The organism is Rhodoferax sp., assembly GCF_034519335.1.
Taxonomy (GTDB): Bacteria; Pseudomonadota; Gammaproteobacteria; order Burkholderiales; family Burkholderiaceae_C; genus Allorhodoferax.
Genome location: NZ_JAXHOL010000009.1, coordinates 1 through 5903, shown reverse-complemented (window position 1 = coordinate 5903; position 5903 = coordinate 1). Strand labels below are relative to the sequence as shown.

Below are 5903 nucleotides of genomic sequence, written 5' to 3'. Positions count from 1 at the left end.
CAGATCCTCAAAGGTGGTACTGCCCACTTGGCCCAGGCTGTCGATGCCGACGCCGGGTGGTGAGGGGGCTACCTCAGTTACGCCAGGAATGATGGTTTTTCCAGCCGTGTCCATTCCAATCGAGAACGGTGCTCCCGTGATTTCAAACTGGCTGCCATCCATGCGGTTTCCAGGTACACGCACTTCCATGATGGCACCCGTTTCAGGGTCTCTGAACGTCCTGACCTGCACAACACTTTGGCTCGTTTGCGCGTTGGGGCCAGTGCCAATTGTCTGTAGATTGCCAACCGGCTCGTAGTGCACAGAGTCCACGGCGTAGCCCGAGGGGCTTACGCCGTTCATCACGTTCCATTGCTGCTGCGTGATATTGGGGTCAAAACCAATGTCGCTCAGAACTTGCTTGACCACATCTTTGCTGATGTTTTGATCTACCACCGGCATGTAGCGCGGTTGATTGGGAAACAGCAGAGGGTCACTGCCGGTGACGTTGCCACTGTCGGTGTAGATGTATGTGCGCGGAGCACCGTTTTGGTCTTTGGTGCTGACCACGTAGTAGTTGGTGCCATCCACTGTGCGCGAAGGCTGCAAGTTTGCATCGGCGGGAATGGCGGGGGCTGTGGCTTGCACCCACTCGCCGTAGACAAATTCTTTGGTGAGATCGCCGGTGTATTTGTCGCCAGCGAAGATACTGACGAGGGTTGCAGGAGCCCGAAGCGGTGCATAGAACTCTGGCAAAGCTCCAATTGCTTTGCCCGCAAACCAAGCCCCTGCAACCCCACCGACAGGCCCTGCCAAAGCACCCGCTGTCTCCATTGCGCTTTCTAGAAACTGACCAGCCAGTAGGTTGTTGCCTACGGCGGTGATGTCATCCAACTTTGCAATGGCCCCTGCAACTACGCCCGCAGCACCCAAAGAGCCAGTGGAGCCAAGCCCACCGCTGCCATGCCATGCCTCGGTTCCCTTGACGGCATCTTTGACCGATTTATCTATGGACTCAAGCAGCCCAAGTTGGGGATTGGCTGTGGTGTTATGGATTCCAGTATTGAGGTTGCTCCCAATCGGTTGCGCGCTGCCCGTTTGGGACTGTACGGCCCCGCTGCTGAATACGTATACGGGTGGATTAGCCATGAAGTGATTCCTTACGGACAAAATGACCAAGTAGGCTACCGACGCTATATAGCCCAAACGTGCATATCAGCCAAAAACTAATAATGAAAAAAGGAGCGACTGTTGGGACTGTCAAACCGTTCAACACAAATGAGTAGCCAGTTCTGTGTAGCTTGCCGAAACTAGGCTGAAGTACTCCGTCATACATGACAAAAATATAGAAAATTGAAAGTACAAGGCAAAAACAAACGCCCACAAAAGAATCTCTCAGCGTAAGCGACCCGGCATGTGTACGCTTTGCTTGAAAGCGACAAAGTGAAAGTGCCCAAACGACGCTAAACGGTGCTAATGCAACGGTGTACACACTGTGCAAATACAGCCCCTTCTCTGCTTGCGGCACTAACCGTCTGATATTGTCCAGCCAAGGAAATATCCTGCTGGCCCATTCCACATAGTCACGCGCCGCCTGGCTGTCGCGCAGTACCGTGGGTTCAACAAAAAACCATCCCCATATTGCGGCAATCCCCCAAACGATCAACATCACCACGGTTGCCGTTCGCGCAGCGCTGGGGGTCTTAAATACCGTCTTCCAAAAAGAATCTTTTGTTGCGCCTTTAGTTGTCATGTGTTGTGGACTGTTTTGTTGTAGTTGCGTGGCTGAGTTTTGCGGCTACGCAACGCTGTTGTGTGCGGGCAGTGAGGGCGTTGAGCGCTCTGCAGGAGCGCTGCTTGTCGCATGGATTTGGATGAGTCCCGTACTCTACCCGGTCAAACCTCAAGCGCAAATCCCCCAAACGGGTGAATTTGCAGCTTCAAGCAAAAACGGCCTCTGGCCCTTATGGAATGTGCGCGATCCACTATCAAATAGATAGCGGCTATCCTCCTGGAACTGGTCGTCCACCGCCAGCGGCGCATCGTTCACCGCGGCCACCGGCATCACCACCTGCACGGTAGGCGACAGCAGGCCTGCGGGGTCCACGGTCATGTATTCAAACTCGGCGTTGCCATTGAAGTTCAGCCCTGGTGCAAACACCACATTGCCATTGGCGTCCAGGCTTACGGTGCCATTCACTGCATTGCCCACCCAGCCGATGGCCAGCGTGCTGGTCGCGTCGTCCACATCGCCATCGTTGGCCAGCAGCACGGTCTTGTTGATCAAGAACGTCGCGTCTTCGCTGGCCCCGTTCACCACCTCGCCCTGTGCGTAGGGCGCGTCGTTCACGTTATCTACCAGCAGGGTAGCGGTGCCTGTGCTGGACAGGCCGTAGGGGTCCGTCACCGTGTAGCTAAAGCTGGCCGTGCCATAAAAGTCGGGGTCCGGCAGAAACACCACCTCCGTCATCGTCTGCCCCGCACCATTCACACGGGTCTGCAAGCTCACCTGCCCGTGGCTGGGGTTGCCCACCGCACTGATGCGCAGCGGCACATCCCCATTGGCCGTGCTGTCGTTGGCCAAGAGCAACTCCGTGCCAATGCGCAGCACCGTGTCTTCGGTGCCTGCCAGCACTTCCCCCGCCACCTTGGGCAGGGCCAGCAACATCTCTGCGCCAGTTGGCACGGCCTGCGCAGGTGGGGCACTGTCCGCAGAGCTTGTGTTGGACACACCGCTGCTCACCAGCGTGGCGCGGATTTCTCTGACCGGGCTGCCGTTGCTTGCGTAGGCAGAGAGATCAAGCCCCGCCCGCTGCAAGGCATCCACATCGGCCAGCACGCCAGGGGGTGGCGGGGCTGCCACCAGGCGCCGGAGCTCCTCTTGCCAAGTGCCTTGTGGCTCTGTCATTGTGTTGGGTTCTGCCAGGCGTGTGGCACGTGCATCCCGCGGGTCGGTGCCTGGCACCGTGGCATCGGCTGTGCGCGCACGCAGATCCAGCGCGTCGTTCTCACCAGCGCCGTCTTGTGCCTGCTGGGTGGCTGGTGCTGCAAAGGCCGTGGTCTGCACCGCCCCCAGGCCCACCATCGCCAGGGCACCCAGGCCTGCGCCCAGTCCGCCGGCCATGGCACCTTCTTGCGCACTGCGCACCATCTGGTCGCTGGGGTCGTCTTTGCGCCCCAGCTCCAGCGTGGCAATGGCGGGCACAAACACCAGCCGCTTGTCGGTTAGCGCTTGGCCCTGGCCGTTGTTGCCGGTTTCCTTTGTGCGTTTCACGTCCCCCAAGCTCACCGCCCCGGTAGCCGTAGTTTGCGTAGGAGCGCCAGCCACATTGGTGCCACCATGGCGGTGTTCGTCTTGCTCTGCGGTGCCTTCCCAGTCTCCCGTGGTCAGCGCATCATGTTCAAACGTAGCCTCGCGCACACTGCCCCAGCGCGTCACACCGCCTTGGTCCACCACCTTCACCTGGCCCTGGTAGCCCTCGTGCTCCAGCATCTGCCCGGCGTTAATCGTGTGTAGCACGCCCTGTGCATCCGCCTCCTGCATCTGCGTGTAGCGCACGCCTTCGGTGTCCGACTGCAGCGTGGTGGCACTCAGCGCATCGCGGTGGCCATCGGCATACACCACCTCACCGGTGGTGAAGTCGATGCTGCTGATCTGCAAGCTCGCCAAGTCGGCCTGTTCGCCCGCATCCAGCCGCGCATCCTGGTTCACATCCACCCACAGCCGAATAGCTGCAAACGCCGGGTCGCTGGCATTGAGCACCCCATCCCCGTTGGCATCGAGCCACTCCACGTTGTTGCGCTGCAGGTGCGCGTGGGCGGTGGCGGCCAGGGCATCGTTAGCCAGGTTGCCTGGCTGTGAAGCCCCTTCGGTAGCGTGCCCCGCATTGCCCCCCAGGTTCAAAATATCGCGCGTCTCAATCTGGCCATTGCCGTTGTAGTCCAGCACCAGCATGCCTTGCACGTTGCCCTGGGCATCGGTGGCACTCACCCACTGGGTTTGCTCGTAGTAGCCGTCGCCCTCGGTGTCGCGGTACAGGGTGCTGGTAGCCACCTGTTGTTCGGCTTGTTGCTCTTGCAAGGTTTGCAGCGCCTGCGTGCTGGCTTGCACAGCATCACTGGCCACAACGCCGGCCCCCACATCGGAGCCCAGATGCACCACCAGCGCCCCAAAGCTCTGGGTCTTGAAGTCCGCACTCTCGGTGGCGTTGCCCTCTATCGCATAGGCCTGGTTGCCGTGGTACGCATGGCCCCCGGCCCCGGCACCCAGCTGGGCTGCAATCTCGCCCTGGCCCGCACCCTCAGCCAGCAGCTGTTGCATATGCCCCATCTGCGTTTGCACCTGCCAGGCCGGGGCAATGCCACCGTTCTCGGTCAAGATGTCAAACAAGCGCTGCGCCAAGCCCTCAGCCTGGTTGGCACCTTGCAACATCTCCCGGTAGCTGCCGCCATCGGGTGTGGTCATCTCTATCCACGCACCGCCACTCTGCGAGAAACCCACACGTGGCAGCAGGTAGGGGTTGATGGCCACGTTGTCAGACGTATCGGGTGTCTGGTCGTTGATGCTTTGCACGATGGACTGCAACAAGCCCTGCACGCTCTGCGCAGTGCTCTGCGCCATCTCTCCACCGTGGCTTTGGTTGAAGTCCACCTTGATCTGGATGTCGCCCTGTGCGTCCCATTCAAAGTGGGTCACGCCTTCGGGTGGTGGGGGCTTGTCGGCCAACAGGGGTGCCAAAATGGAGATGGCAATACTGGCTGCCGTACCCCAGCCGGGGATAAAGGCCACCGCACTGGCAATCATGCTCACGGTGTTGCCGCTCTCGATGGCACCTATCAGGTTCAGGGCTTGCAGGTAGGGCAAGTCGATGGGCGTGAGACTGCTGCCTGTGGTGTTGGCAAAGGTGTTGTAGAACGCTCCAGCTGCACTGGCCTGCGCGATCGGGTCGTTGCCCTGCAGGGCGGTGATCAAACTCAGACCCGCACCCCACTGGCCCAGGTCACCGGGCAGGTTGCCGTCCGCGCCCGTGCCAGAGAGCTGCGCAGTGGCACTGCCCAGGTTGTCGAACTGGTTGTACAGGCCCACCAAGCTTTGCAGCTTGCCCAGATCGGTGAGGTGGTCAAAGTGCTGCAGGTTGGCCAGGCTGTTGACAAAGCTCAGTGCGCCTGCTGCGTCGTTGGCGCTGGCGTTGAATTGGGCCTCTTGGTACTGCCCGGTCGTCATCACCTTGCCCGCACCGGTGACATGCACATCCACAGGGTTGCTGGAGCCATCGGGGTTGATGGTGTTGGCCTGCAAGTGCAGTACCCCTGTGGGAGAGAGGCTAAGTTCCCCCACGATGTCGCCATCGGCATTGGCCAACAGGGCACCGCCACCGGGCAGGGTGTGCAGGCTCAGGCCCGCGCCATCCACCGCCCCCAGGCCCAGAGCAGCCAGCTGGGTGCCCAGGGCTTGTTGCTGAACGAGACTCAGAGATGCGCCGGCACCGCTGAGGTAGGTTTGCAGGTCTTGGGGGTGGCCGGGGTTTGCTATGGTTTGTGTAGCTGCTGGCGCAGTGTTGACGGGGGCTAAGGGCTGATTTGATGCTGAATCGCCAGCTACGGTGCTACCGCCACCGCCTGCATCGCTGACGACTGCGCCATCGCCTGTGGTGTTGCCTGCATCGGCGTACTGGACACCGGGGGCGCTGGTGGCAGTGGGTTTGAGGCCCAGAGTGTCTAGCAGCGCATCTGCTTGTTCTTGGGTGAGGTCGGGCTTGAGTTCGGTGCTTGTTTGGTTGGCGGCGTTCTGGCTTGTTTGGTTGGCGGCGTTCTGGTTGGCAAGGTAAGCAGCAGCCTCTGCCTCGCCGTTGCTGTTGCCGGGTTGGTAATCGTTGTCGGCGCTGGGGGCGGCGGTGCTTGCTGCATCGCTGCCACTGGTGCTG

At 60.4% G+C, this 5903-nt stretch carries 3 protein-coding genes; all 3 read right to left on the bottom strand.

All coding sequences use genetic code 11. The features are described from left to right. Positions 1-1128 (bottom strand): hypothetical protein (locus U5O12_RS05225; protein ID WP_322577624.1); only part of this gene is annotated, 1128 nt, incomplete at its 3' end. Then, on the bottom strand, positions 1121-1732 hold the full coding sequence (locus U5O12_RS05220) for a hypothetical protein (protein WP_322577623.1): 612 nt from the start codon (positions 1730-1732) through the stop codon (positions 1121-1123). The genes U5O12_RS05220 and U5O12_RS05225, both read right to left, overlap by 8 nt. A gap of 150 nt (positions 1733-1882) precedes the next feature. After that, a partial coding sequence (locus U5O12_RS05215; protein WP_322577622.1) for a cadherin-like domain-containing protein occupies positions 1883-5903 on the bottom strand: 4021 nt, incomplete at its 5' end.